Raw genomic sequence first — 25,117 nt, 5'->3', positions numbered from 1 at the left:
CGACCTTCTGCGGCCCGGATGATTGAACGCACGAGCCGGCCGTGACAGTGTTCGTGGCAGCTTCGTCCAATCTGGCCTCCCCCAACGGAACGCTCCATGCCGCAACCCTCGCTCAGCCAGTTTTTACGTCGCCTGTGGGCGCTGGAGAAGTTCGGCTACAGCCTGCGCGTACTGATCGCCATGGCCGGCAGCATGGGTCTGAGCTGGTATCTCGGGCAGCCGACACTGATCATTCCGCTGTTCCTCGGCATCATCGCCAGCGCGCTGGCGGAAACCGACGACAGCTGGCTCGGACGTCTCAACGCGCTGCTGGTAACGTTGCTGTGCTTCAGCATTGCCGCCGTCGCGGTGGAGCTGCTATTCCCATACCCCTGGCTGTTCGTCGCCGGCCTGGCGCTTTCCACCTTTGCGCTGGTCATGCTCGGCGCGCTCGGCGAGCGCTACGGGGCCATTGCCCAGGCCACCCTGATACTCGCGATCTACAGCATGATCGCGGCCGATCAGCGCGATGGTGCACTGCAGCATCTGTGGCGCGACCCCATGCTGCTGGTGGCGGGTGCGGCCTGGTACGGCCTGCTGTCGGTGGGCTGGAACGCGCTGTTCGCCCATCAGCCGGTGCAGCAGAGTCTGGCGCGGCTGTACCGCGAGCTGGGCCTGTATTTTCGCTACAAGGCCGCGTTGTTCGAGCCGGTGCGTCAGCTGGATGTGGAACAGCGCCGCCTGGAACTTGCGCAGCAGAACGGCCGGGTCGTAAGCGCGCTCAACGCAGCCAAGGAGACGCTGCTGAATCGCCTGGGCAACGGCCGCGGCGGCGGCAAGATCAATCACTACCTCAAGCTATATTTCCTCGCCCAGGATCTGCACGAGCGGGTCAGCTCGTCGCATTATCCCTACCAGGCGCTGGCCGAGGCCTTCTACCACAGCGATGTGCTGTTTCGCTGCCAGCGCCTGTTGCGGCTGCAGGCCAGCGCCTGCGTCGACCTCGGCGAGGCCATCCAGATGCGCCAGGTGTTTCGCTACAGCGAGGCCAACGGGCAGGCGCTGGAGGACCTGCAGGCCTCGCTGGAGCACCTGCGTGAGCAGAACAATCCGGCCTGGCGCGGCCTGCTGCGCTCGTTGCGCGCGCTGTCAGGCAACCTTTCCACGCTGCAGCGCCAGCTCGCCAGCGCCAGCGACCCCGGGACTCTGGAAGGCGAGCAGGACAGCAGCCTGCTGGACCGCCAGCCGCAGTCCCTGCGCGAGGCATTCAATCGCATTCGCCTGCAGCTGACGCCGACTTCGCTGCTGTTCCGCCACGCCCTGCGCATGACCATCGCCCTGGTCTGCGGCTACGCGGTGCTGCACGCCATCCATCCCGAACAGGGTTACTGGGTGCTGCTGACCACGGTCTTCGTCTGCCAACCGAACTACGGCGCCACGCGAATCAAGCTAGTGCAACGCATCAGCGGCACCTTGCTCGGCCTCATCGCCGGCTGGGCACTGTTCGATCTGTTCCCCAGCCAGCCGATCCAGGCCTTGTTCGCGGTGGTCGCCGGCGTGGTGTTCTTCGCCACCCGCAGCACGCGCTACACCCTAGCCACGGCGGCGATCACGCTGATGGTGCTGTTCTGCTTCAACCAGGTCGGCGATGGCTACGGGCTGATCTGGCCGCGGCTGTTCGATACCCTGCTCGGCAGCCTGATCGCTGCTGCCGCGGTGTTCCTCATCCTGCCGGACTGGCAGGGTCGACGCCTCAATCAGGTGGTCGCCAACACCCTCAGCTGCAACAGCGACTACCTGCGCCAGATCATGCGTCAGTACGACAGTGGCAAGCGCGACGACCTCGCCTATCGCCTGGCCCGGCGCAACGCGCACAACGCCGACGCAGCGCTGTCCACCACGCTGTCGAACATGCTGCTGGAGCCCGGACACTTCCGCAAGGATGCCGAAACCGGCTTCCGCTTCCTGATCCTCTCGCACACCTTGCTCAACTACCTCTCCGGCCTTGGCGCCCATCGCGAGAGCCTGCCGGACGACGCCAGCGATGCCCTGCTGGAGCGCGCCGCGCAGCAACTGGCGACCAGCCTCGACGACCTGGCTAGCGCGCTGGCGCAGAACAAGCCCGTCGCCATCTACAGCGAAGATGAAGAGGCGCTGGCGCAGCAGCTGGAGCAGACCCCGGATGAAATGGACGATGCCCACCGTCTGGTGCAGACCCAGCTGGGGCTCATCTGCCGGCAGCTGGCACCGCTGCGCAGCATGGCCTCCCACCTGATCAAGCAACAACCGGCAGGCCAGGGACAGGATTCGCGCTAGTGGCAAGGCGCAGCAACGCAGTATCGGGCCATGCGCGTCGAAATTGACCAGCTAAACTTACCAAAAAGGCCACTAAGGCAACGCCGCGGGGACCGGCATTCCGTGCCGCACGAAGATCGCCGCGTAGCTGCCATCCTCGACCATCGCAGCGATCTCCCGATTGAAGGTAACGATGACATCGCTCAGCCGAGGATGGTCGCTGCGCACCACCAGCGACAGCCCCACCCGCCGGAACTCGCCCGGCACGAAGCGGAGCGCATCCTGCTCATGCCCCAGCTCGCGCTCGAGATGGAACAGCGCAGTACGCTCGTCCTCCAGCGTCAGGTCGACCCGCCCGGCAAGCACCATCTTTGCCGCCTGGACGAAGTTGGCGGCATAGCCCTTCTGCAGGCGCGTGTCCTCGTTCAGCTCGTCGCTGTACATGTAGCCCCGGCTCAGCGCGATGGGATGATCGATCAGGCTGTCGAGCCCGTCATAGCGGATGTCGCTCTCGCGGCGCTGGACCCAGCGCATCCGGTTGCTCAGAAACGGGCGTGAGCTGAGCGTGTAGTCGACGCGCTTGAGCGTCGGCCAGCCGTTGATCATGTCGTAGCTGCCGTTGCGCAGACCCAGCAGAGCGCGCTCCCAGGGCACTTCGATGTATTCCACCTGATAACCCCCACGCCCGAGCGCGGTGCGGATGAGCTCGACCGACAACCCTTCACCGAGCAGGCTGCGATCGGTGTAAGGCGGCCAGACGTTGCCGGCCAGACGAAGCACTTCGGCCGGCAACGATGCGCTTGCCAGCAGCAATATCAACCCGATGACCCGCCGTGTGCCCGTCAAATTCTCTTGCTCTTCTGGCGAAACGCTATCAGCTCCAATCAAAGCACAAAGCGCGCCAGTTGACGCCAGCGTCTCGTCGGATGTCGGGCTGCATCGGAACCGCGGCAGGAGTACCATCGCGCGTTTTCCGACGAGGTAAGCGCTGTGCAGACTGACGTGGTGGTAATCGGTGCCGGTGCGGCCGGTCTAATGTGCGCCTTCACCGCCGCTGCACGGGGTCGACAGGTCCTGTTGCTGGACCACGCCAATAAGGCCGGCAAGAAGATCCTCATGTCCGGCGGTGGCCGCTGCAACTTCACCAATCTGTACACCGAGCCGTCGAACTTCCTCTCCAGTAACTCGCACTTCTGCAAGTCGGCGCTGGCACGTTACACCCAGTGGGACTTCATCGAGATGGTCAGCCGCCACGGCGTGCCCTATCACGAGAAGAAGCTCGGCCAGCTGTTCTGCGATAACAAGTCCAGCGACATCCTTGAGATGCTGCTGGACGAATGCGCGCGGGCTGGCGTGGACCTGCGTCTGGACACTCCGGTCGAGTCGATCGAGAAGCATGAAGAGGGTTATCTGCTACACACCGGCATCGGCTCGGTGCGCTGCCAATCGCTGGTAATCGCCACCGGCGGCCTTTCGATTCCGACCCTCGGCGCCAGCGGCTTCGGTTATCAGATCGCTCGCCAGTTCGGTCACAACGTGCTGCCGACACGCGCTGGACTGGTGCCTTTCACCATCACCGAGCCGCAGCTCAAGACGATCTGTACCGAGCTGTCCGGCACCTCGGTAGAGGACTGCCTGGTCAGCTGCAACGGCCAGAGCTTTCGCGAAAACATCCTGTTCACCCATCGCGGGCTCTCCGGCCCGGCGATTCTGCAGATCTCGTCCTACTGGCAACCGGGAGATGTGGTGCACATCAACCTGCTGCCACATCTCGACCTCGGCGAGTGGCTGGCGACGCAGAAGCAGGAGCGCCCCAATGCAGAGTTGAAGACGCTGCTCGGCGAGGTTTTCACACGCAAGATGGCCGGGCTGCTCTGCGAACACTGGTTCGCATCCAGACCACTGAAGCAATACGTACCCAGCGAACTGGAAGCAATTGCCGAGAAGCTCGCAGACTGGCAGCTGGTACCGGCCGGCACCGAAGGGTATCGCACGGCAGAGGTGACGCTGGGCGGGGTAGATACGCGGGAAGTATCATCCAAGACCATGGAATCGCAGAAATCAGCAGGGCTGTATTTCATCGGCGAGGTGCTGGACGTTACCGGCCACCTGGGTGGTTTCAACTTCCAGTGGGCTTGGGCATCGGCCTACGCCGCAGGCCAGTTCGCCTAGCCTGCGCGACGCCGAATCGACGATCTACTCGTTGGCCTGGTTGGACGGCGGCGAAATTTCCCGCGGCCCGGCAGGATCGGTCGCGGTGTTCTGATATTCCTGCTGGTTACGGCTGTTGTTATCCAGCGCGGACTCTTCGTCGTCCGGCGAGCACCCGGCCAGAGCCAGCGCGGTCAGCGCACCGGCGAATGCAAATTTCCACTTCATCGCTGTCTCCTGCTGAAGGCACCCCGCGGCAAGCGAGGGGTGCCCGGATCACGCGGTGCCGAACTTACTGCGAAGTACCGGTGCCAGTGCCAGTGCTGGGCGCGGTGCCAGAGCCGGATTCAGTGCCCAGGCCGCTACCGTTGTCGGCCGGCGGGGTCGCCATGTCTCCCGAAGCACCAGTGCCGGTACCCGTCCCGGTGCTCGGCGCAGTGCCGGTCCCGGTGCCACTGCCTGCAGGCGGGGTGGTGGTGTCAGTGGAAGGGGCGGCGGGCTGCTCGGTAGTCGCCGGCGGCGGGGTCGGCTCGCGCTCGCGATCTTCATCCGGGCCGCAACCGACCAACAGGAGCCCGAGTACGGGGGGCAGCAGATAGGTAAGACGCATGGTTAACCTCCTTCAGAGTGGTCCGGCAGTGGCCGGCGAATTCTTGAATCCAGCAGATTCACAGAAGGTTGACCCCCGTTTGCCGCAAGAGTGCCCTGACCGCCCCGTCAGAGCCCATCCCCCACCGATCGGCTCGACGGGCGTCGTGATCGTCACGCGACCGCCGGCTGCGCGGGACGCAGCCGCCAGAGCCCGTCGACACAGCGCTCGCCGTCGAACAATGCCTGAAGTTCAGTAGCCGGCCGCGGCCGGCTGAACCAATAGCCTTGCACCAGCTGGCAGCCCTCGGCCACGAGGAACGCCACCTGCTCGGGGTGCTCCACGCCTTCGGCGACGACGGCCAGGCCGAGGCTCTGGCCAAGGCCGATGACGGCGCGACTGATCGCCACCGAGTCGGCATCGTCCGGTGCGGCGGCAATGAAGCTGCGATCGACCTTTAGCACATGCAGCGGGTAACGTTTGAGGTAGCCGAGCGAACAGTAGCCAGTACCGAAGTCGTCCAATGCCAGACGAACACCGAGTGCGGCAATCTCGTGCAACGCGCCCATCATCAGCTCGCTGTCCTGCATCAGAAGCGTCTCGGTGATCTCCAGCAGCAGGCTCGCGGGCGGCAGGCCGGTTTCACGCAGCACACGGGCCAGCAGCGCGGTGAAGCCGGGCTGCTGCAGCTGACGAATCGACAGGTTGACCGCGCAGTACAGCTGGCTCTGACCCGCCAGCTGCCAGCGGCGCACCTGACCGCAGGCCTCGCGCAGCACCCACTCACCAACCCGGACGATCTCGCGCGACTCTTCCAGCACCGGAATGAATTCATTGGGCGCCACCGGCTGGTTGTTGAAGCGCCAGCGCAGCAGCGCTTCAACGCCGACCAGATAGGAATGATCGCCTGCTACACGGCAGATCGGCTGATAGTGCAAGGTGAATTCGTGGCGCGTCAGAGCCTGCGCCAGTGCGCTCTCGAGCTCCAGCTGGCGCGCCGCCTTGGAATGCAGGCCATCGCAGAACAGCGCGAATTGGTCCTTGCCGGCGCTCTTGGCCCGGTACAGTGCCAGATCAGCCGCCTGCAGCGCGTTCAGCGCCTGGCCATCGCGCTGCAAGGGCGCGATGCCGATGCTGGCGCTGACCGACAGCGTTCGCTCGCCGAGCTGCAGCGGCTGGCGCAGCGCGACCAGCATCCGTTGCGCCACACGCTCGGCATCGGCTTCGCAGGCCAGATCGCCGAGCAGGGCGACGAACTCATCGCCGCCGAAGCGTGCAAGGTGATCGCCGGGGCGCAGGCAGCGCAGCAAGCGCTGCGCCACCTCGACCAGCACCTGGTCGCCGGCGCCATGCCCGAGGCTGTCGTTGATCAGCTTGAAGCGGTCCAGGTCCACGAACAGCAGCGCGGCAGCGCGTCCATGGGGACGCTGCTGCACCTCCTTGAGCAGCTCCTCGAGGTGCAGGCGGTTGGCCAGGCCAGTCAGCGCATCGTGACGTGCCGCGTGACGCAAGCAGTCTTCGGCGGCCTTGCGCGCGCTGATGTCGGTCTGCGAACCGGCCATGCGCAAGGTCCCCAGCTCGCAGCGTTCGGCCACACCGCGCACCAGCACCCAGAGGTACTCACCGCGCTCGGTACGGACGCGATACTCGTGAACCAGCGAAGGGCTGCGCCCGTTCAGATGGTCGGCGATGGCCTCGCGCAACCCGGGCAGATCGTCCGGGTGCACCCGTTCGAACCAGCTGCGGCTGCAGTAGTTGGGTTGTGCTGGCATTGCCAGCATGGCGGTCCAGCGCTCGGAAAGGTGCAGCCGGTCATGCTCGACGTCCCACTCCCAGATGCCGTCTTCGGAGCCGCGCAACGCGCGCGTCAGGCGCGCTTCGCTGTCCTCCAGCGCATGTCGCTGCGCCGCACTGTAGGTGTCGATGGCGAGAATCATGTCGAAGAAGACGATCTTCAGCAGGCTGTCGTAAACCGCATGCTGCTCGTCGTCGCCTACGAGGGCGCGCAGCATTTCCGACAGATAGAGGCGGTAAGCCCCGAGATACCACTCCAGGTCGACGCCGACGCGCTGATGCACCAGCCCGACCAGCAGGCGATCACGCACATAGTCGCGCTCATATGGCCCGTTCCAGAGGCGGCGGTAGTACTCCTGCTGGCGCTGCTTGAGGCGTGTCAGACCGGCACGATCGCTGCGCATCGCTGACGGCTGGCCGAAGTCGGCAAGGTGTTCGTAAAGTTTTTCGATGAAGACCCGATGCGCCGGCTCGAGCTCAGCCGCCGCCCGGTTAAGGCGCAGCGCGTCGCTAGCTTGCCATTGCAGGAAACGCTTGCGCGTAAGGATCTGGTCGAGGCCCAGCCCGACTCGTTGCAACAGCGCCTTCAGCTCGTCTTCCATGCCTTTCCCGATGCGATGGCCCGCCCGGCGCGCCCACCTTCGCTTGGCTTTCTGCCAGTCAGGGGCGACGATCAGGTGTGGTACCAGTTGATGCCATAAAGCCATCTAGGGTCGCAGTAGCGCTTCGTCGCATTATTGATGCAAGTCAGCGAAGCGATGGGTCCGGGGACAGACGATAGTCGGGCTGCCGAGGCAGGACGCCCCGGCAGCCCATCCGGTACTCAGGCCGCCAGCTTGGCGGTGAGCTCCTTTTTGAGGCGGGCGCGCAGTTCGCTCATCTGCTCACCCATTTCCTCGAGACGCTTGGCATCGAAAAGCTCGCGTGCCTGCGGGAACATTTCCGATTCCTCTTCCTCGATATGGTGCTCGAGCAGCTCCTTGCACACCTTGGCGCGACCGGAGAATTCGAGGCTACCGGGATCGGTTGCCTTCAGATCCGGCAGTACCAGTGCATCCACCGCACGGTGTTCTTCCTTGGCCTCGTGGTACATCTTTGCTTCTTCCTTGCCGCCAGCTTCCTTGTAGGCGGGATAGAGAATCTGCTCTTCCAGCTGGGTATGGATGGTCACTTCCATTTCCAGCTTGCTCAGCAGCTCGGTGCGTGTCTTCACGGCACGCTCGGTGGAATCGGTCAGGCGCGTCAGCAGGTCCTTCACGCGCTCATGATCCTCAATCAACAGGTCGATGGCGTTCATGTGGCTATCCTCTTCGGCTTCACGGCAAACGAACCGGGCTCTGCGGCCCGGTGTCGAAAAATATGGCTGCGGTCATCCCGCAGCCGAGCGGCTCAGGCGTACTCGTAGGTCGGCAGTGCGGTACGGCTCTGGCTCTGCAGATGTGCGATGGAAGGCGACATCCCCGCCTCCAGCGCGAGGTCCCGGCGTACCGAGCTGACGACCCATTCCAGTTGCATCCGGGTCTGGGTCTGGCCCTTGGAAAGCGCTCGCTTGACCAGAACACGGTCGTCGTTGCGCAGGGTCAGCAGCAGCCCGCCATCCGGGCGGGGCTCGGTGAGCACTTCGAACTCAGGAAATGCGGCAGTGAGGAATTGTTGTGCAGCGGTCATTGTTCTGTACTCCAATAAGTTCCAGCGAACCTAACGGAGCAGCGTTCGTGCCAACCTGACCAATGATTTTTTATCTAGCAAAAACAATAACTTATGAAATTATGCCCAGGCATTAAGCCGTGCAAAACGCAATACGAAGCGTGACGCAGGTTGCATTCTGCGGTCTGCATTGACCGTTCAGCCCTTACGCCAGACACTCGCTAGCCAAGGTTGTTCCTCCCGTGGCAGCCCAGCGGGGCGGTAATAGTGCTCCAGTTCGACGAAACCGGCGGCCAGCAGGCGTTCGCACCAGGTCGGCCAGGCATACCAGACGCCGTAGCGATCTCCACTCCAGCCCTCCTGGTCCTGACCGCGCGGGTTGGAGCAGAACAACACCCCACCCGGCTTCAAGCTATCGCTCAGCTGCAAAAGGACCCTGGGCAATTCGGTGCTAGGCACGTGAAACAGCACCGCATTGGCGAAGATCCCATCGAACGATTGGGCCGGAAGCTCCAGTTGCAGCAGATCCTGATGCCAGACTTCACAGCCACTGTCGGCGCGAGCCATCTCGACGAACGCCTCTGTTCCATCGAGACCTATCGCCACATGCCCACGGGTTCTCAGGGTCTTCAGATCACGACCTGGACCGCAGCCGAGGTCGAGGATGCGCAGCGGCGGTTCTGCCCGAATGTGACGCAGAAGGGCATCGATGTTCTGGCTGACGTCGTGGTCGAGCGTACCCTCGCGGAAAGCCTCTGCATTGAGGCGGTAGTAATCGAGCGTGCGCTGCGCGGCGGCCTCGGTATCGTTCATGGGCGACTCCAGCAAGAGAATGGCGCAACCCTAGCGCGGCCTCGAGCCTGGGGCCAGTGCTGCGACCGACCTGTACTGCCGGTCAGGCACCCCCGGCTGCCCCCCGCTAGGCGCCCCCGGCTAAGGTAGGCATTGAGCGTTGCGCCTGGAACGGCGAGGATGCCACCCACAACGTGCGCCAGCGCACAGCCGCCGGTAGAAAGCGACGACCGTCCGGCTGCAGGACTGAAACTTGCAGCGCGTAACCTGTCGAAATCCTGTCCGGCTCTACAACGGCTGGAATGCAGCGAAACGCAACATCGAGACCACCATGAACCACGCACTGCCGAAAATCGTTCTGCTCGTCGAAGACGAGCCGCATATCCTCAGCCTGCTCTCGGACTATCTGGCCAGCGAGGGCTACCAGGTACTGGAAGCGGACAGCGCGCCCAAGGCATTCGAAATCCTGGCGACCAAACCGCAGCTGGATCTGTTGGTAACCGACTTCCGCCTGCCCGGCAATGTATCCGGCGTGATGATCGCCGAGCCGGCACTCAAGCTGCGGCCCGACCTCAAGGTGATCTTCATCAGCGGCTATCCGATCGAAATCTATGAATCGGGCAGCCCCATTGCGCGCTCGGCGCCGGTGCTGGCCAAGCCCTTCGCCCTGGACACGCTGCACAGCCAGATTCAGGCATTGCTCGCCAGCTGACCGACACTGCGCCGAAACGAAAAAGCCCGCATAGCGCGGGCTTTTTCACGTCTGGACGGATCAGTTGATCTTCGGGTCCAGTTCGCCGCTGGCGTAGCGCTGGAACATGCCTTCCAGGGAGATCGGCTTGATCTTGCTGGCGTTACCGGCGGTACCGAAGGCCTCGTAGCGGGCGATACAGATGTCGCGCATGGCCGAGACGGTCTTGGCGAAGTACTTGCGCGGGTCGAACTCGCTGGGGTTCTTCGCCATGAACTCGCGAATCGCGCCGGTGGAGGCCAGACGCAGGTCGGTGTCGATGTTGACCTTGCGCACGCCGTACTTGATGCCCTCGACGATTTCTTCGACCGGCACGCCGTAGGTTTCGCCGATTTCACCACCGTACTGGTTGATGATCTGCAGCCACTCCTGCGGCACCGACGAGGAGCCATGCATCACCAGATGAGTGTCCGGAATGCGCGCATGGATTTCCTTGATGCGCTGGATCGAAAGGGTGTCGCCGGTCGGCGGCTTGGTGAACTTGTAGGCGCCGTGGCTGGTGCCGATGGCGATCGCCAGGGCATCGACCTTGGTCTTGGCGACGAAGTCGGCGGCTTCTTCTGGATCGGTCAGCAGCTGGCTGTGGTCCAGTACGCCCTCGGCACCGACGCCGTCTTCCTCGCCGGCCATACCGGTTTCCAGGCTGCCCAGGCAGCCCAGCTCACCTTCCACGGAAACACCGCAGGCGTGAGCGAAGGCCACGGTCTGCTGGGTCACGCGCACGTTGTAGTCGTAGTCGGCGGGGGTCTTGCCGTCTGCCTGCAGCGAACCGTCCATCATCACCGAGGAGAAGCCGAGCTGGATCGAACGCTGGCAGACATCCGGGCTGGTTCCGTGGTCCTGGTGCATGCACACCGGGATGTGCGGGAATTCTTCGATCGCCGCCAGGATCAGATGACGCAGGAACGGCGCACCGGCGTATTTGCGGGCACCGGCGGAAGCCTGGACGATCACCGGGGAGTCGGTCTTGTCAGCCGCTTCCATGATGGCGCGCATCTGCTCGAGGTTGTTGACGTTGAAGGCCGGCACGCCGTAGCCGAACTCGGCGGCGTGGTCGAGCATCTGGCGCATGCTGATGAGTGCCATGTTTTCCTTTCTCCCGGTCTGGGTCGTTTGATCGTGTAGAGCCTGCCGCAGTGGCCGACGCTGTTCAAGCGCCGCACGCTGGGCGCGGCATTGTAGTGGCGGGGGCGGCAAATGCCAGCGTCCCGCCAGCTTTCAGTCGAAAACCCCGCATCGGCGAGGCCTGTATGAATCATTAGCCGCTAGATGCTGATGAGCGACGCACTGCAGCCATGGGCCAGCACCTTGTCATCGGCGACGCGGTACACCAGCGCCTCGTTACCCTTGTCGTGGAAAGCGAGTACGCCATCGCTATAGAAACTGCCGCGGGTGGCTGGTTCCTTTCGCAGGGTATGAATACGTTCGTCATTGCCCACTTTCAGGTCGATCGCCGAGTGCTGGTCGTCAGCGTATCGCCAGGCGATGTTCTGTTGACTCTGGCATTTCCAGCGCACGAATGGCGCATCCGGGCCGGATTGCCAGTGGCCACAACCGCCGAGCAGCAACGCTGCGATCAGCATGGACAGGCCTTTGTTCATTCCTTCTCCTTGGCAAACGGTGATCACGGGCAATCCTGCAGGCCGTCTTGCGTGGTGATGGTCGGGTCGCCCGTGGCCTGCATTTCGACGCGCTGGTCATGCTCGGCAGTCGGGCTGAGGACAGGCGGTGGGTCGAGTACCTGGCAAGCGCTATCCGGTGAATTCCCGGCGCAACCGGCCAACCCCAGGCAGCAAACAGCAACAACGGCATATCGCATGGTGCATCCCCTTTCCTTGTTCCAGATAGAACAAAGACCACGGCGAGCCGCCGGGGTTGCTCCATGCGCTGCCGGCCCGACATCTCCTGGGCCGGCAGGCGAACGGCACAAGGCGTTCACCTCGCCCGCGAAGTTCAGTCGGCGCGCTGTTCCAGCACTTCGACCGCCGGCAGCACCTTGCCCTCGACGAACTCGAGGAAGGCGCCACCACCGGTGGAAATGTAGGAGATCTGCTCGGCCACGCCGTACTTGTCGATGGCTGCCAGGGTGTCGCCGCCGCCGGCGATGGAGAACGCCGGGCTCTGGGCGATGGCCTGAGCCAACACCTTGGTGCCGTTGCCGAACTGGTCGAATTCGAACACGCCGACCGGACCGTTCCAGAGGATGGTCTGCGAAGCCTTGAGCATCTCGCCGAACATGGCGGCGGTCTTCGGGCCGATATCCAGGATCATGTCGTCGTCGGCGACGTCGGCGACAGCCTTGACCGTGGCTTCGGCGGTTTCGGCGAATTCCTTGGCGACGACCACGTCCACCGGCAGCGGCACCGAGACCTTGGCGGCGATGGCCTTGGCGGTATCCAGCAGGTCCGCTTCATGCAGCGACTTGCCGACGTTGTAGCCGGCAGCGGCGAGGAAGGTGTTGGCGATACCCCCACCGACGATGAGCTGATCGCAGACGTCCGCCAGGGAGGTCAGCACGTCGAGCTTGGTGGACACCTTGGAACCAGCCACGATGGCGACCATTGGCTTGGCCGGGGTCTTCAGCGCTTTGCCCAGGGCGTCCAACTCGGCTGCCAGCAGCGGGCCGGCGCAGGCGACCTTGGCGAATTTGGCCACCCCATGGGTCGAGCCCTGGGCCCGGTGGGCGGTGCCGAAGGCGTCCATGACGAAGACATCGCACAGCGCAGCGTATTTCTGCGCCAACTCGTCGGTGTTCTTCTTCTCGCCCTTGTTGAAGCGCACGTTCTCCAGCAGCACCAGCTCACCGGGCTGGACCTTGACGCCTTCGAGGTAGTCCTTGACCAGCGGGACTTCGCGGCCAAGCGCCTTGGACAGGTAGTCGGCGACCGGCTTGAGGCTGTCTTCCTCGCTGTAGACACCCTCTTCCGGGCGGCCCAGGTGCGAGCAGACCAGCACTGCCGCGCCCTTCTCCAGCGCCAGCTTGATGGTCGGCAACGAGGCCAGGATGCGTGCATCGCTCTTCACCGCGCCATCCTTCACCGGCACGTTGAGGTCCTCGCGGATCAGCACGCGCTTACCCTGGAGGTCGAGATCGGTCATCTTCAAAACGGTCATGTTGGTCTTCCTTAAGGTCGAGAAGCAGCGATGTTCCAGGCGCGGGAGCTAGGTGCGATTGGCCACGCGCAGATAGTGGTCGGTGACGTCGAGCATGCGGTTGGCGAACCCCCATTCGTTGTCGAACCAGGCCAGCAGGTTCACCAGGCGCGGGCCGGACGCGCGCGTCAGGCTGCCGTCGACGATCGCCGAATGCGGATCGTGATTGAAATCGCAGCTGGCGTGGGGCAGCTCGGTATACGCCAGCAAGCCCTGCAAGGGCCCGCCTTCGGCGGCCTCGCGCAGCACCCGGTTGATCGTTCGCGCATCGGTATCGCAGGCGGTCTGCAGCGTGATGTCCAGACAGGACACGTTCACCGTGGGCACCCGCACCGCTTTGGCCTGAATCCGCCCCGAGAGTTCCGGCAGCAGGCGTTCGATACCCCGCGCCAGGCCGGTGGAAACCGGAATTACCGACTGGAAGGCCGAACGGGTGCGGCGCAAGTCTTCATGATGGTAGGCGTCGATCACCGGCTGATCGTTCATCGCCGAGTGAATCGTGGTGATCGAGGCGTACTCGATGCCCACCGCGTCGTTGAGCAGCTTGAGCAATGGCACGCCGCAGTTGGTAGTGCAGGAAGCGTTGGACACCAGCCGCTCGGAGCCCGTCAGCTGCTGCTGGTTGATGCCCATGACCACCGTGGCATCGACATCCGCCGCGCTGGCCATCGGCTGCGAGAACAGCACCCGCGGCACACCCGCGGCGAGAAAGCGCTCGCCATCGGCGCGACTGGTGTAGGCGCCCGAGCACTCCAGCACCAGATCGACATCCAGCGCCCGCCAGTCGATGGCCTCGGGCGTCGACTCACGCAGCACCTTCACGCAGTGTCCATTGAGGTGCAGGCAATCGCCGTCGACACTGACTTCGCCGGGAAAGCGGCCGTGGGTGGAGTCGAAACGGGTGAGGTATTCCAGGCTGGCCATGTCGGCCAGATCGTTGAGGGCAACGAACTGAAAATCGAAGGCGGCGCCGCGCTCATAGAATGCACGCAGCACGCAACGGCCGATGCGGCCGTAGCCGTTGAGAACGACGCGATAGGGACGGGCGTTGGCCATGGGTTCTTCGTCGGTCCTGCAGGTGGAAAACCGATGTTCTCCACCCTACGCGGATGGGGCTTGATGGGTGGATGGCCGCAGCCATCCACCCCATCTTTGCGGTCAGTCCTCCAGCAGCTCTTCGGCGACGGCGAGGATGTTGTCGACGGTGAAGCCGAATTCCTCGAACAGCTGGTTGGCCGGAGCCGATTCCCCGTAGGTGGTCATGCCGATGATGCGACCGTCAAGGCCGACGTACTTGTACCAGTAGTCCGCGTGCGCCGCCTCGACGGCGATACGTGCACCGACTTCCACCGGCAGCACCTGCTGCTTGTAGGCGGCGTCCTGGGCATCGAACACGCTGGTGCAAGGCATCGAGACAACACGCACCTTGCGGCCCTGCTCGGTCAGCTTGTCGGCGGCCTGCACCGCCAGACTGACTTCCGAACCGGTGGCGATGAGGATCAGCTCCGGCTCGCCGACGCAGTTCTTCAGGATGTACCCGCCGCGGGCGATGGCCGCCTCGGTCTCGTTGTCGCGCACGTGGAACGGCAGGTTTTGCCGCGAGAAGATCAGCGCGCTCGGGCCGTCCTTGCGTTCGACCGCATGCTTCCAGGCCACCGCGGATTCGACGGTATCGGCCGGGCGCCAGGTGTCCAGGTTCGGCGTGGTGCGCAGACTGGTCAGCTGCTCGATCGGCTGGTGAGTCGGGCCATCTTCGCCAAGACCGATGGAGTCGTGGGTGAAGACGTAGAGCACGCGCTGCTTCATCAGGGCGGACATGCGCACGGCATTGCGGGCGTATTCCATGAACATCAGGAAGGTTGCGCCGTACGGAATCAGGCCGCCGTGCAGGGCGATGCCGTTCATGATCGCGGCCATGCCGAACTCGCGCACGCCGTAATACATGTAGTTGCCCGAGGCGTCCTCAGCGACTACCGGCTTGCAGCCCTTCCACAGGGTCAGGTTGGAGCCGGCGAGGTCCGCCGAGCCGCCGAGCAGCTCCGGCAGCAGCGGGCCGAAGGCATTCAGACAGTTCTGACTGGCCTTGCGGCTGGCGATGGTTTCGCCCTTGGTGGCGACTTCACGGATGAACTCGCTGGCCTTGTCGGCGAAGTCAGCCGGCAGCTCGCCGGCCATGCGCCGCTTGAACTCGGACGCCAGAGCCGGGAATTCGGTTTCATAGGCGGCGAAGCGCTTGTTCCACTCGTTTTCCGCGTCGGCGCCCTTCTGCTTGGCGTCCCACTCGGCGTAGATCTCGGCCGGGATTTCGAACGGGCCGTGTTTCCAGCCCAGCGCCTCGCGGGTCAGCGCGATTTCGGCATCACCCAGCGCAGCGCCGTGGGATTCTTCCTTACCCTGCTTGTTCGGCGAGCCGAAGCCGATGATGGTCTTGCAGCAGATCAGCGTCGGACGGTCGCTCTTGCGCGCGGTCTCGATTGCCATCTGGATCTCGTCGGCGTCATGGCCGTCGACGTTGCGGATCACCTGCCAGCCATAGGCTTCGAAGCGCCGCGGGGTGTCATCGGTGAACCAGCCGTGCACTTCGCCGTCGATGGAGATGCCGTTGTCGTCGTAGAAGGCGATCAGCTTGTTCAGGCCAAGGGTTCCGGCCAGCGAGCAGACTTCGTGGCTGATGCCTTCCATCATGCAGCCGTCACCGAGGAACACATAGGTGTTGTGGTCGACGATGTTATGGCCGGGGCGGTTGAACTGCGCCGCCATGACCTTCTCCGCCACGGCGAAACCGACAGCGTTGGCCAGGCCCTGACCGAGCGGACCGGTGGTGGTCTCAACGCCGGCGGTGTAGCCGAACTCCGGGTGGCCCGGGGTCTTGCTGTGCAGCTGGCGGAAGTTCTTCAGGTCATCGATGGTCAGGTCGTAACCGGTCAGGTGCAGCAGCGAGTAGATCAGCATCGAGCCGTGGCCGTTGGACAGCACGAAGCGGTCGCGGTCGGCCCACTGCGGGTTGGTCGGGCTGTGCTTCAGATGATCACGCCAGAGGACTTCGGCGATGTCCGCCATGCCCATGGGGGCACCCGGGTGGCCGCTGTTGGCTTTCTGCACAGCATCCATGCTGAGGGCGCGGATGGCATTGGCTCGCTCACGACGGCTGGGCATCGCTGAATCTCCTGCGGGTGTACGTAGAAAAAGGCGGCCATTTTCCCCTACCGAGGGTGGCCCCGGCAATGACTGAATGGCCGCCGCGCGCGCTCAATCCAACAGCTCGACGCCCTGACTGGTCACGTCCGGCAGGTGTTCGAGCAGGTAATCGCGCATGCGCATCAGGGTCGCCGACTCATCGCCGCCGCCAGGCCAGACCAGGTAATAGCTGTCACCGGACTTCACTGCCTGATGGAACGGCAGCACTAGGCTGCCGCGCTGCAGCTCGGCGCCGACCAGCGCCAGATCGCCGATCGAGACACCATGCCCCTGCGCCGCGGCGGAGATGCCCAGCTCGAGGGTGTCGAACAGCTTGCCCTGCTGCCAGGCGATCTGATCCGCGCGCCCGGTACGCTGCAGCCAGCGCCGCCAGTCACGGCAATCCCGCGAGGGATGGATCAGCTCCGCCTCGCCCAGCCGCTGCGTGGTCCAGGCCGTGGTGCCAAGCAGTTCGGGGGCACAGACCGGCACCAGCCACTCATCGAACAGCTTCACCCGTCGCCAATCAGCGGGAAAACCGCCGTTGCCGAGCAGAATTGCACAGTCGAACGGCTCGCTACTGAAATCCACTGCGTCCAGATCCATCCAGGCACTGGTCAACTGCACGCGGTTCTGCGGATTGGCCATATGAAAGCCCTCCAGCGTGCCCAGCAACCAACGCATGGTCAGCGTCGACGGCGCCTTCAGGCGCAACGCACCGCGCTGGCGGGTCACCGCAACGCAGGCGTTTTCGATGGTGCGAAAACCGATCTTCAACTCCTGCGCCAGCAGTCGCCCGGCATCGGTCAGCGTCAGACGCGAGCCGTGCCGCTCGAACAGCTGGCAGCCCAGATGCTCTTCCAGCGTCTTCACGTGCCGGCTGACCGCACTCTGGGTGATGAACAGGCTCTGCGCGGCCTGGGTGAACGAGCCGAAACGCGCCGCCACCTCGAAGGCGCGCAAGGCATAGAGCGGCGGCATGCGCGGTGCTGCGACAACCGAATCCGGCATGACTAAAACTCATCCTTAGGGGTCATTTTTTCCATTTTCCAATCTTTTCCAGCGTCCCAATACTGCGCCAGCAATGGGTTCCGGGCCAACTTCGGTATTCACTTAGCGCGCATGCGCACCAATAAAAACTCAGGAAAGGATGCCATGCAGAACAAATACTACGAGACGCTCCTGGCCAATGCGGTAGAGAAGAGCGCACTGCAGCATGAGCAGATCGGCCAGATCATCAATTTCAGGCTGTTCGGTAACAAGAAAGGCTTCATGACCCTCGAAAGCCTGCCCATCGGCGACATCCCGCCAACACCGCTGAGCCGCGACCTGCTTTGCAAACCCGACGACAGCAGCGAGCGCCTTCTGCTGCAGGCCACCGCCCTGCTCGGGGAACCGATCGGCTATCTGCAGGAGTCCGAGGGCTGCATCGTCAACAACTTCTTCCCGCAGCAGGCACATTCCCGCGGCGCAACGTCGGACAGTTTCGATACCGAACTGGACCTGCACAAGGAAAACGCCTTCCACGCCGTACTGCCCGACTATCTGGTGCTGCTCTGTCTGCGCCAGGGCCCCGACGCGGAGGCGGTCACCTATATCGCCTCGATCGAGCGCATCCTCGAGCGACTGACCTTCGAAGAGCAGGCGTTCTTCCTCACCGAGCCGTACAACTTCCTGTCCGATTACGGTCCCACCGAAAAGAACCAGCGCATCGACATCAATCGCCACCAGACCATCCTCTACGGCGACCCGGATGCACCTTTCTTCCGTTTCGACCCGCACTTCATGCTGGCCTTCAGCAGCCGCGCCCAACAACTGATGGACAAGCTGCACGCCATCGCCTGGGAGGTGGTCGAGCCGGTGCGGCTGAATCGTGGCGACATGCTAATCATCGACAATCGCCGCACCGCTCACGCCCGCAGCCCCTTCAGTGCACGCTTCGACGGCAGCGATCGCTGGATCCAGCGCGCCTTCGCCATCACCAATCCGAACTTCTATGCCGAGCGCCTGGGCAAACGCAGCCGGGTATTCGGCCTGGTGACCGAACTATGAACGCAACCTATCTCGCCTTCGCCGCGGCGGTCGCCCTGCTGATCGCCTCTCCCGGACCGGTGGTCGCACTGGTGGTATCCGACGCGCGCCGGCGCTGGCCACTGTGGACGATTCTCGGCGGTGCGCTGTCTGCGCAGATCCTGATGATCGCCGCACTGGTGATGATCTACCTGGCGCTGGACCTCGACCCGCTGGTGCTCGAGGCCGGGCAGATCCTCGGCGGCCTGTACCTGATCTGGCTGGGCTGCGACAGCCTGTGCGGCGGACGCAGCGAGGCCGCCATGCCCAAACGCAGCGAGGCGCACTATTTCTGGCGGGCCATGGCAGTGGGCCTGTCCAACCCCAAGGACATCCTTTTCTTTCTCGCCTTCCTCCCCGGCTTCATCCTGCCCGCGCAGCCGTTCGCGCCACAGGCGACGGTGCTCATCGTGATCTGGGCGGTGATCGATCTGAGCATCCTGCTCGCCTACAGCCTGCTCTCGCGCCGCCTGGCCGGCGAGGGATTGATTCAGCGCCTGCTGGATATCCTGCCGAACTACTTCCTCATCGGCCTTGGCCTGGTGTCGTGCACTCTAGGGTTGTCCCGCCTGCTGCAGTAACCCTGCGCCCCAGAAGGGCAATATCAAAACTTTTTGATATTGCCCTTGCTGTACGAAAAGTGACCGACTAGACTGCGCGCCTTATGAGCCTGCGCATGCCCCAGATCCGTTTCGACGCCAGTGATTCACTCGCCGCCCTGTGCAAGGCCGGCGGCGATGCATTGCGTTTGAACGTACTGCGGGCGCTGGCCAGTGACTCGTTCGGCGTGCTCGAGCTGGCGCAGATCTTCGCCATCGGTCAGTCCGGCATGAGCCACCACCTCAAGGTACTTACCCAGGCTGGGTTGCTGGCAACCCGCCGCGAAGGTAACGCGGTGTTCTACCGGCGCAGCCTGCCGCTGGTCGACAGCCCCGGCGGCAAGCTGCACACGGCGCTGCTCGAGGAAGCCGATCGGCTGGAGCTGCCGCGCGAGATCGAGGCCCGTATCGCCGCTGTGCATGCCCAGCGCAGCGCCGCCAGCGAGGATTTCTTCGCGCGCATGGCCGACAGCTTTCAGGCCCGTCAGGACCTTATCGCCGGCCTGCCGCAGTACCGCGACAGCGTGGTGGCCCTGCTCGATGCGCTGAACTTCAATGCCAGCGCCACGGCGCTGGAAGTCGGTCCCGGCGATGGCAGTTTCCTGCCGGAGTTGGCGCGGCGCTTCGCACGCGTAGTGGCGCTGGACAACAGCCCCGCCATGCTCGACCTGGCGCGTGCGCGCTGTCAGGAAGCGGGGCTGACAAATGTCGAGCTGAAGCTCGCCGACGCACTGCACGACGACTGCCCGCCGGCCGACTGCGTGGTGCTGAACATGGTGCTGCATCACCTGGCGGCGCCCGGCGAGGCGATCAAACAATTGGCACGGCTGGTGAACGCGGGCGGCAGTCTGCTGGTCACGGAGCTGTGCAGCCACAACCAGAGTTGGGCCAGGGAGGCCTGCGGCGATCTCTGGCTGGGCTTCGAACAGGACGATCTGGCCCGTTGGGCCGATGCCGCGGGGCTCACGCCCGGCGAGAGCCTCTACATTGGCTTGAAGAACGGTTTTCAGATCCAGGCCCGGTACTTTTCCCGGTCCGCCCCTGACGACCGACTCACCCACCGGTAATAGGAAACCGATAGATGAGCGAATACTCGATTTTTACCTCCGAGTCCGTGTCCGAAGGGCATCCGGACAAGATCGCCGACCAGATCTCCGATGCGGTGCTCGACGCCATCATCGCCGAGGACAAGCATGCCCGCGTCGCCTGCGAAACCATGGTCAAGACCGGTGTGGCGATCGTTGCCGGTGAAGTCACCACTTCGGCCTGGGTCGATTTGGAGCAACTGGTGCGCGACGTCATCGTCGACATCGGCTACAACAGCTCGGAAGTCGGTTTCGACGGTGCCACCTGCGGCATCATCAACATCATCGGCAAGCAGTCGGTGGACATCGCCCAAGGCGTCGACCGCACCAAGCCGGAAGACCAGGGTGCCGGTGATCAGGGCCTGATGTTCGGCTACGCCAGCAACGAGACCGACGTGCTGATGCCGGCGCCGATCCGCTTCTCCCACGCCCTGGTCGAACGCCAGGCCGAAGCACGCAAGAACGGCCTGCTGCCATGGCTGCGCCCGGACGCCAAGAGCCAGGTCACCTGCCGCTACGAGAACGGCAAGGTCGCCGGCATCGACGCCATCGTGCTGTCCACCCAGCACAACCCCGAGGTCAAGCAGAGCGATCTGCGCGAAGCGGTGATGGAGCTGATCATCAAGCACAGCCTGCCCGCGGAGCTGCTGCACAAGGACACCCAGTACCACATCAATCCGACCGGCCAGTTCGTCATCGGCGGCCCGGTGGGCGACTGCGGCCTTACCGGCCGCAAGATCATCGTCGACACCTACGGCGGCATGGCCCGCCATGGCGGCGGCGCGTTCTCCGGCAAGGACCCGTCCAAGGTAGATCGCTCGGCCGCCTACGCCGGCCGCTACGTGGCGAAGAACATCGTCGCCGCCGGTCTCGCCGACCGCTGCGAGATTCAGGTGTCCTACGCCATCGGCGTGGCCCAGCCGACCTCCATCTCGCTGAACACCTTCGGCACCGGCAAGCTCAGCGACGAGAAGATCATCGCTTTGGTCCGTGAGCATTTCGATCTGCGCCCTTACGCGATCACCCGCATGCTCGACCTGCTGCACCCGATGTACCGCGCCACCGCGGCCTACGGCCACTTCGGCCGCAATCCCTACGAGATGACGGTGGGGGCCGACACCTTCACCGCCTTCACTTGGGAAAAGATCGACAAGGCCGACGCTTTGCGCGCCGCCGCCGGGTTGTAAGCACGACCGCACCGACAAAAAGCCCCGCCGGCGCAAGCCGCGCGGGGCTTCTTGCTTTCGAGAGGGGGTAGAGCCGCAACAGACACCATCCGCTGCCAGCGGTGCATCACGAAACCTCCATTCCAGAGCCTTTCCGTTATGCAGGCCAACAGCTATCATCAGCGTCCTTTTCGAACGGACTCGATCGATCACCTGTTGTGATCGGCATTACAAGGAGCGTATCCATGCGTATTTCCCTCATTCTCGGCTGTGCCGCCGTCATCCTCGCCAGCACCTCGCTGCAGGCCGCCACCACTGACGCGCAAGCCAAATGCCAAGCGCAGCTGGCCGCCCAGCAGGGCAATCTGGAAACCGGCAAGCTGCTCGGCCAGATGCTAGGCAACGAAAAACTCAGCAATGCGCTGAATCAGGTCGAAGACGGCTGCGCTCAGTTGGACGTCGACGGCCTGGCAGCCAACGCAGCTGGCGACGACGCTGGAGCAGTGAATGAGAAGGTCCAGGCTGTCACCCAAGCCAAGGATGCGGTTCTCGGTCTGGGTAAGATGTTCGGCAAGTAAGCCCTCCCGACGCACTGATGAAAAAACGCCCGCATCTGCGGGCGTTTTTGTTGGTGGCTAGTTCTTCAACCGATAGCCGGTCTTGAATATCCACCACACCGCCAGCAGACAGGCGCCGAGGAAACCGAGGATCATCGCCAGACTGACACCGACGCTGATGTCCGAGACGCCGTAGAAGCTCCAGCGGAAACCGCTGATCAGATAAACCACCGGATTGAACAGGGTGACCTTCTGCCACAGCGGCGGCAGCATCTCGATGGAATAGAAACTGCCGCCGAGAAAGGCCAGCGGCGTGACGATCAGTGCCGGAACGATCTGCAGCTTCTCCCAGCCATCGGCCCAGATGCCGATGATAAAGCCGAACAGGCAGAAGGTGACCGCCGTCAGCACCAGGAACAGCGCCATCATCAGCGGGTGCTGGATTTCGTAATCGACGAACAGCCGTGCGGTGACAAGGATGATCACGCCGAGCACCAGCGACTTGGTCGCCGCCGCACCGACATAGCCGATGACGATCTCGACATAGGACACCGGCGCCGACAGCACCTCGTAGATGGTTCCGGAATAGCGCGGCATGTAAATGCCGAACGAGGCGTTGGAGATGCTCTCGGTGAGCAGCGCCATCATGATCAGGCCGGGGATGATGAACGCGCCGTAGGGGATGCCGTGCATCGCCTCCATTCGCGCGCCGATGGCCGAGCCGAAGACCACGAAGTAAAGCGAGGTGGAGATCACCGGGGTGGCGATGCTCTGCAGCAGGGTGCGCCAGGTGCGCGCCAGTTCGAACAGGTAGATCGCGCGGATCGCGTAGAAATTCATGCGGGCTTTTCCTCAGCGACCGTGAACCAGATTGACGAAGATTTCTTCCAGCGAGCTCTGGCTCGACTGCAGATCCTTGAAGTCGATGCCGTGGGCCGCCAGGCGCCGGAGCAGCTCGGCGATGCCGGTATCCTCATGCTGGGCGTCGAAGGTGAACACCAGCTGGTTGCCGGCATCGGTGAGCTCCAGGGGATAGCTGGCCAGTTCCGCGGGAATTTCGGCCAGCGGTCGCTGTAGGTGCAGGGTCAGCTGCTTCTTGCCAAGCTTGTGCATCAGCACGTCCTTGTCCTCGACCAGAATGATCTCGCCGCGGCTGATCACCCCGATGCGGTCGGCCATTTCCTCGGCTTCTTCGATGTAGTGGGTAGTGAGGATGATGGTCACGCCACGCTCGCGCAGGCCGCGGACCATTTCCCACATGTCACGACGCAGCTCGACGTCGACGCCGGCGGTGGGCTCGTCGAGAAACAGGATCGACGGCTCGTGGGACAGCGCCTTGGCGATCATCACCCTCCGCTTCATGCCGCCGGAAAGCTCGAGGATGCGGGCATTGCGCTTGTCCCACAGCGACAAATCACGCAACAGTTTCTCCAGGAACGAATCGTCCGGCGCCTTGCCAAACAGGCCGCGCGAAAAACGCACTGTCGCCCAGACGCTTTCGAAGCCCTCGTTGAACAGCTCCTGCGGCACCAGACCGATCTTCGAGCGGGCGGCGCGGTAGTCCTGAACGATGTCGTGGCCGTCGACCAGCACTCGCCCGCTGCCGGGGTTGACGATGCCGCAAATGATGCTGATCAACGTGGTCTTGCCGGCGCCGTTGGGCCCGAGCAGGGCGAATATCTCGCCCTTGTGGATCTCGAGGTCGATGCGCTTGAGCGCCGGGTGGCCGGAAGCGTAGGTCTTGGTGAGCTGCTCGATGGCGATCACTGGTTGCACGGGCTCGTCTCTTCGAGGAATCAGGGGCGGAATTGTAGATAAAAACGCACCGTAGGGCGCCCGCCATCTCCCGGTCACGACTCGCAGTGACCGTGATCATGGCGGCGTCGCAGCGTTGCATACATGCTTGGAAGCGCTGGCACACGGGACGCCAGCAAGGAGGCTTTCCCGAGATGAGACAGATAAAACTCACCTACGTCGCGCTGTTCGTCGGACTGACGCTGCTCTGGTTGCTGGTGGACGACTTCATCATGGCGCGCTATCAGTTCTGGCCGCTGCGCAAGGTCCTGGTGCACTACAGCGGCGTGCTCGGCATCGTTGCGATGAGCGTGGCGATGGTGCTGGCGGCACGGCCACGGCGCTTCGAACGCTTCTTCGACGGCCTGGACAAGACCTATCGACTGCACAAGTGGCTGGGTATCAGCGCCCTGGTGATCGCCATCTTCCACTGGGGCTGGGGGCAGATACCGAAATGGCTGGTCGGCTTCGGCTGGCTGGAAAAGCCGGCGCGACGTGCCGGTGAGGGCCAGATGCATGAGGGCATCTTTGCCCTGCTGCAGCGCTTTCGCGGCCTCGCCGAGACGATCGGCGAATGGGCCTTCTATGCGGCGGCGATTCTGATCGTACTGGCGCTGGTCAAAAGCTTCCCCTACCGCTGGTTCTTCAAGACGCACCGCTGGCTGGCGCTGGTCTATCTGGCGCTGGTGGCGCACTCGGTGGTGCTGACCCCACCCGACTACTGGACCTCGCCGCTGGGCCTGGTCCTCGCCGTGCTGATGGCTTCGGGTTCCGCCGCGGCCTGCATTTCGCTGTTGCGCCGCATCGGGCGCAAGCATCAGGTGGTCGGTCGCATAGAAAGCTTGACCCATCACCGCGAAAACCGCGTGCTGCGCGTCGATATCAAGCTCGACGGTCCCTGGCCGGGGCACAAGGCCGGGCAGTTCGCCTTCGTCACCTTCGACGACAAGGAAGGGCCGCACCCCTTCAGCCTGTCCTCAGCCTGGTGCAACGACGGCAAGCTGGCCTTCTCCATCAAGGGCCTTGGTGACTACACCCGCACCCTGCCGGACACCCTGAAGGTGGGCGATGCGGTGAAGGTCGAAGGGCCTTATGGCTGCTTCGACTTCCATAGCCGCAAGCCGCGGCAGATCTGGGTGGCCGGCGGCATCGGCATTGCGCCCTTCATCGGCCGGCTGCAGGCGCTAGCCGCGAGCGGCAAGGGCGACAACGTCGATCTGTTCTACTGCACCAGCGCGCCGGACCAGGGCTTTATCGAGCGTATCCGCGAACTGGCCGCACGCGCCCGGGTGCGCCTGCACGTGCTGGTAGCCAGCGAGGGCGGGCGCCTGACGCCCGAGCGCCTTCGCCAGTTGGCGCCGCAATGGCAGGACAGCGACGTCTGGTTCTGCGGCCCGGCGGGCTTCGGCGAGGATCTGAGCAGGGACCTGCAGCGCCACGGCCTGCCACCGAGGGATTTCCACCAGGAACTGTTCAATATGCGCTGACGCACGGTCGCGCCGCGTCGAGCCGGCGACA

At 63.8% G+C, this 25,117-nt stretch carries 25 protein-coding genes; 9 read left to right on the top strand and 16 right to left on the bottom strand.

Annotated elements, in window-relative coordinates; translation table 11 throughout:
- Positions 1-96 precede the first annotated feature (96 nt).
- Positions 97-2,295: a YccS family putative transporter gene (gene yccS / locus IEG05_RS04785; protein ID WP_191121702.1), complete on the top strand. Its 2,199-nt coding sequence runs from the start codon at positions 97-99 to the stop codon at positions 2,293-2,295.
- 72 nt (positions 2,296-2,367) lie between these two features.
- Here yccS and IEG05_RS04780 read toward each other — a convergent pair whose 3' ends face one another.
- Positions 2,368-3,120, bottom strand: coding sequence for a substrate-binding periplasmic protein (locus IEG05_RS04780; RefSeq protein WP_191121701.1), 753 nt, complete (start codon positions 3,118-3,120; stop codon positions 2,368-2,370).
- 144 nt (positions 3,121-3,264) lie between these two features.
- Here IEG05_RS04780 and IEG05_RS04775 point away from each other — a divergent pair, with 144 nt between their 5' ends.
- Positions 3,265-4,446, top strand: a complete 1,182-nt coding sequence (locus IEG05_RS04775; RefSeq protein WP_191121700.1) for a BaiN/RdsA family NAD(P)/FAD-dependent oxidoreductase — start codon at positions 3,265-3,267, stop codon at positions 4,444-4,446.
- A 24-nt stretch (positions 4,447-4,470) separates the two neighbouring features.
- On the opposite strand, the gene IEG05_RS04770 is transcribed toward IEG05_RS04775, so the two are convergent.
- The 6 genes from IEG05_RS04770 to IEG05_RS04745 all read right to left on the bottom strand — a co-directional run bounded on the left by IEG05_RS04770 (position 4,471) and on the right by IEG05_RS04745 (position 9,268).
- On the bottom strand, positions 4,471-4,653 hold the full coding sequence (locus tag IEG05_RS04770; RefSeq protein ID WP_023446034.1) for a hypothetical protein: 183 nt from the start codon (positions 4,651-4,653) through the stop codon (positions 4,471-4,473).
- A gap of 64 nt (positions 4,654-4,717) precedes the next feature.
- Positions 4,718-5,035 (bottom strand): hypothetical protein, encoded by a 318-nt coding sequence (locus IEG05_RS04765; protein ID WP_023446035.1) that lies wholly within the window; start codon positions 5,033-5,035, stop codon positions 4,718-4,720.
- 152 nt (positions 5,036-5,187) lie between these two features.
- Positions 5,188-7,410, bottom strand: coding sequence for a putative bifunctional diguanylate cyclase/phosphodiesterase (locus IEG05_RS04760; RefSeq protein WP_191121699.1), 2,223 nt, complete (start codon positions 7,408-7,410; stop codon positions 5,188-5,190).
- A 221-nt stretch (positions 7,411-7,631) separates the two neighbouring features.
- A complete protein-coding gene (locus tag IEG05_RS04755) occupies positions 7,632-8,105 on the bottom strand; it encodes a hemerythrin domain-containing protein (protein WP_023446037.1) in 474 nt (157 codons plus the stop codon).
- A gap of 92 nt (positions 8,106-8,197) precedes the next feature.
- Positions 8,198-8,476, bottom strand: coding sequence for a DUF3509 domain-containing protein (locus IEG05_RS04750; RefSeq protein ID WP_003301474.1), 279 nt, complete (start codon positions 8,474-8,476; stop codon positions 8,198-8,200).
- Positions 8,477-8,653: 177 nt separating this feature from the next.
- Positions 8,654-9,268: a class I SAM-dependent methyltransferase gene (locus IEG05_RS04745; protein ID WP_023446038.1), complete on the bottom strand. Its 615-nt coding sequence runs from the start codon at positions 9,266-9,268 to the stop codon at positions 8,654-8,656.
- A 310-nt stretch (positions 9,269-9,578) separates the two neighbouring features.
- Here IEG05_RS04745 and IEG05_RS04740 point away from each other — a divergent pair, with 310 nt between their 5' ends.
- Positions 9,579-9,959: a response regulator gene (locus IEG05_RS04740; RefSeq protein WP_014818786.1), complete on the top strand. Its 381-nt coding sequence runs from the start codon at positions 9,579-9,581 to the stop codon at positions 9,957-9,959.
- A gap of 60 nt (positions 9,960-10,019) precedes the next feature.
- Here the strand turns inward: IEG05_RS04740 and fba are convergent, their stop codons facing one another.
- The 7 genes from fba to IEG05_RS04705 form a co-directional block, all read right to left on the bottom strand.
- A complete protein-coding gene (gene fba, locus IEG05_RS04735) occupies positions 10,020-11,084 on the bottom strand; it encodes a class II fructose-bisphosphate aldolase (RefSeq protein ID WP_014818785.1) in 1,065 nt (354 codons plus the stop codon).
- A 179-nt stretch (positions 11,085-11,263) separates the two neighbouring features.
- Positions 11,264-11,599: an MliC family protein gene (locus IEG05_RS04730; RefSeq protein ID WP_023446039.1), complete on the bottom strand. Its 336-nt coding sequence runs from the start codon at positions 11,597-11,599 to the stop codon at positions 11,264-11,266.
- 23 nt (positions 11,600-11,622) lie between these two features.
- The gene (locus tag IEG05_RS04725) at positions 11,623-11,817 is read right to left on the bottom strand and encodes a hypothetical protein (protein WP_014818783.1); all 195 of its coding nucleotides are present in this window, start codon (positions 11,815-11,817) and stop codon (positions 11,623-11,625) included.
- Positions 11,818-11,951: 134 nt separating this feature from the next.
- A complete protein-coding gene (locus IEG05_RS04720; RefSeq protein WP_046617545.1) occupies positions 11,952-13,112 on the bottom strand; it encodes a phosphoglycerate kinase in 1,161 nt (386 codons plus the stop codon).
- A 48-nt stretch (positions 13,113-13,160) separates the two neighbouring features.
- Positions 13,161-14,207 (bottom strand): erythrose-4-phosphate dehydrogenase, encoded by a 1,047-nt coding sequence (epd, locus tag IEG05_RS04715; protein WP_046617544.1) that lies wholly within the window; start codon positions 14,205-14,207, stop codon positions 13,161-13,163.
- 102 nt (positions 14,208-14,309) lie between these two features.
- Positions 14,310-16,307 (bottom strand): transketolase, encoded by a 1,998-nt coding sequence (gene tkt / locus IEG05_RS04710; protein ID WP_046617543.1) that lies wholly within the window; start codon positions 16,305-16,307, stop codon positions 14,310-14,312.
- 93 nt (positions 16,308-16,400) lie between these two features.
- Positions 16,401-17,339 (bottom strand): LysR substrate-binding domain-containing protein, encoded by a 939-nt coding sequence (locus IEG05_RS04705; RefSeq protein WP_045666224.1) that lies wholly within the window; start codon positions 17,337-17,339, stop codon positions 16,401-16,403.
- Positions 17,340-17,483: 144 nt separating this feature from the next.
- Here IEG05_RS04705 and IEG05_RS04700 point away from each other — a divergent pair, with 144 nt between their 5' ends.
- From IEG05_RS04700 to IEG05_RS04680, 5 genes are all read left to right on the top strand, one after another.
- A complete protein-coding gene (locus tag IEG05_RS04700; RefSeq protein ID WP_191121698.1) occupies positions 17,484-18,380 on the top strand; it encodes a TauD/TfdA family dioxygenase in 897 nt (298 codons plus the stop codon).
- Positions 18,377-18,979: a LysE family translocator gene (locus tag IEG05_RS04695; RefSeq protein WP_014818777.1), complete on the top strand. Its 603-nt coding sequence runs from the start codon at positions 18,377-18,379 to the stop codon at positions 18,977-18,979. The genes IEG05_RS04700 and IEG05_RS04695 overlap by 4 nt, the downstream gene beginning before the upstream one ends.
- An 83-nt stretch (positions 18,980-19,062) precedes the next feature.
- Positions 19,063-20,064, top strand: coding sequence for an ArsR/SmtB family transcription factor (locus IEG05_RS04690; RefSeq protein ID WP_046617540.1), 1,002 nt, complete (start codon positions 19,063-19,065; stop codon positions 20,062-20,064).
- A 14-nt stretch (positions 20,065-20,078) separates the two neighbouring features.
- On the top strand, positions 20,079-21,269 hold the full coding sequence (metK, locus tag IEG05_RS04685; protein ID WP_046617539.1) for a methionine adenosyltransferase: 1,191 nt from the start codon (positions 20,079-20,081) through the stop codon (positions 21,267-21,269).
- 224 nt (positions 21,270-21,493) lie between these two features.
- Positions 21,494-21,826 (top strand): hypothetical protein, encoded by a 333-nt coding sequence (locus tag IEG05_RS04680; RefSeq protein ID WP_046617538.1) that lies wholly within the window; start codon positions 21,494-21,496, stop codon positions 21,824-21,826.
- A 57-nt stretch (positions 21,827-21,883) separates the two neighbouring features.
- Here IEG05_RS04680 and IEG05_RS04675 read toward each other — a convergent pair whose 3' ends face one another.
- Together IEG05_RS04675 and IEG05_RS04670 are read right to left on the bottom strand one after the other, a co-directional pair.
- Positions 21,884-22,645, bottom strand: a complete 762-nt coding sequence (locus IEG05_RS04675) for an ABC transporter permease (RefSeq protein ID WP_014818773.1) — start codon at positions 22,643-22,645, stop codon at positions 21,884-21,886.
- 12 nt (positions 22,646-22,657) lie between these two features.
- A complete protein-coding gene (locus tag IEG05_RS04670) occupies positions 22,658-23,581 on the bottom strand; it encodes an ABC transporter ATP-binding protein (protein ID WP_031298037.1) in 924 nt (307 codons plus the stop codon).
- Positions 23,582-23,754: 173 nt separating this feature from the next.
- Between IEG05_RS04670 and IEG05_RS04665 the strand changes: the two genes are divergently transcribed.
- Positions 23,755-25,086, top strand: coding sequence for a ferredoxin reductase family protein (locus tag IEG05_RS04665; RefSeq protein ID WP_046617537.1), 1,332 nt, complete (start codon positions 23,755-23,757; stop codon positions 25,084-25,086).
- Positions 25,087-25,117: the final 31 nt, after the last annotated feature.

It is taken from the genome of Stutzerimonas kunmingensis, from assembly GCF_014764705.1.
Taxonomy (GTDB): domain Bacteria; phylum Pseudomonadota; class Gammaproteobacteria; order Pseudomonadales; family Pseudomonadaceae; genus Stutzerimonas.
This window is presented reverse-complemented; position numbering and strand designations above follow the sequence as displayed.